This window comes from Bartonella sp. ML70XJBT (assembly GCF_028618425.1).
In the GTDB taxonomy this organism is placed as follows: domain Bacteria; phylum Pseudomonadota; class Alphaproteobacteria; order Rhizobiales; family Rhizobiaceae; genus Bartonella.
On record NZ_JAQISX010000075.1, the window covers coordinates 1 to 1,765 of the forward strand.

Annotated in this window: 3 protein-coding genes and 1 pseudogene; all 4 read left to right on the forward strand. The window is 42.0% G+C overall.

What is annotated here, in order from left to right:
- A pseudogene (locus tag PVV65_RS09600) lies at positions 1 to 195 on the forward strand (hypothetical protein); the annotation flags it as partial.
- Positions 196 to 204: 9 nt separating this feature from the next.
- The gene (locus tag PVV65_RS09605) at positions 205 to 534 is read left to right on the forward strand and encodes a hypothetical protein (RefSeq protein ID WP_273755322.1); all 330 of its coding nucleotides are present in this window, start codon (positions 205 to 207) and stop codon (positions 532 to 534) included.
- A gap of 64 nt (positions 535 to 598) precedes the next feature.
- Positions 599 to 1,261, forward strand: a complete 663-nt coding sequence (locus tag PVV65_RS09610; RefSeq protein WP_273790007.1) for a lysozyme — start codon at positions 599 to 601, stop codon at positions 1,259 to 1,261.
- A complete protein-coding gene (locus tag PVV65_RS09615) occupies positions 1,258 to 1,485 on the forward strand; it encodes a hypothetical protein (protein WP_273790008.1) in 228 nt (75 codons plus the stop codon). The genes PVV65_RS09610 and PVV65_RS09615 overlap by 4 nt, the downstream gene beginning before the upstream one ends.
- The last annotated feature ends 280 nt before the right edge of the window (positions 1,486 to 1,765 follow it).

The window sequence follows — 1,765 nt, forward strand, 5'->3', positions numbered from 1 at the left end:
TTTGCGATGCAGATACAATCGAGTTCCACTTTGTGGACCAGTTTTACGACAGAATTGAATGTCTTGTCTGGTGGAGGGAGTTGGGAGGATATTACGAAGAGTGGTTCCTTTTATCGGAATGGTTTACATTCACGGAGTACTTCTGATGAGAAACTAGGAACTCGCGGTTGTAGCCGCCCGCGTCATTTTGTTTAGGAGGGATAGATGATAGATTATCCAGCGCATTTAAATACGAAGCAAGATTATTTAAACATGCTTTCTTTTGATAAGGAAGAAACGGTAAGACGTTTAGAGGTTCTTTTATCAACGCGTTTTTATTGGGTTTTAGTTAAGGAGCTAAATGAAGGAGAAGAGGGGGTAGAAGATGATACGCATAAGGTTTGTCTAACAACGCAAATGCCGTCTGATCAAAATGGTGAAATTGTAGCAAAGCGTTGTCAGTATGAATTACAGGAAAGCGAATATGCGCCGCTCTTTCATTTAGGCTTTAGCGTTGAAGAAGTCGAGCAGTTGATCAAAGAGCATAGCCAATAGAAGATTATAAAAGAAGATTTTAATCCAGCCCCACATCAGTGGGGCTTTTTTTATGGAGGAACAGATGAGAAAGGTATCGAGGGAAGGGTTAGAGCTTATCAAACAATGGGAAGGCTTGCGTTTAGAGGCTTATAGAGATTTAGCATGCGTTTGGACGATAGGGTATGGTCACACCAACAATGCCGGTCAACCGCTTGTCAAAAAAGGCATGCGTATTACGAAAGAGGAAGCAGAAAAAATCCTTTGTGAGGACTTAAAGCAATTTGAAAAGACGGTAGAGGAATCTGTAACAGTTTCGTTAACGGATAACCAATTTGCAGCTTTGGTGTCGTTTTGTTATAACGTAGGGACGAAAGCCTTTTGCAAGTCAACGTTGCTGAAGAAGCTTAATCAAGGGGATTATGAAGCTGTTCCCTTCGAGTTACAGAAATGGAATAAAGTGGGTGGCAAGCCTCTTGTAGGTTTAGCCAACCGTCGAGCCGCCGAAGCAGGGCTATGGGTAAAAGGGGCTTATGTTTCTTCGAATTATGAACGGGTAGAAACGCGTGATGCAACCGGTCTTTTAAAGATAGAGGCACTAGCGCCGATTATAGGGTCTTGTTCTGGGTTTGGAGGTTTGTTGGTAGGCAATGGACCGATCCAATGGGCGTTAGCAGGAATTATGGTTCTAGCGGCATGTACAGGACTGGTGATTGTTGCCAAGCGCTTTAAGGAGCAGCGCTTGTGATTTTTTGGTTTAAAAGAAATCTCTCTCTTCTGTTAACGGCTATAGCCGTTTTTTTTATGGCTTTAGGCAAAGCCTTTCAGCTTGGCAAGAAAAGTGAACGGCAAAAGCAGGTAGAAACAGCATTAAAGAGAGCGACCACCCGTTTTGAGGTTGAAAATGAAGTTAATCAAAAAAGTGATGCTGATGTTCGTTCTGCTTTGTCTCGTTGGATGCGGGGCAAATAGGTCTGTTTCTTGTGTTGGTTGGTTACCCATTTATTTAGATAAGCAAGATCTGAACGCTCTTAGTCCCCATTTAGCAAGAGATATATTGAAACATAATCAACAGGGAGCACGTTTATGTGGGTGGCAAAATGAGTAGCAATCAAAGTAAGCGGGGAAAAGACCTTTCGGAAACAGAACAACGGTTGCTTCACGAGATGATAGAAACCTATCAAGGCTTAAAGATGATGTCACGTATTATGAAGTGGATTGCCTTCATTATCTTTATCTTTGTAATGGATTT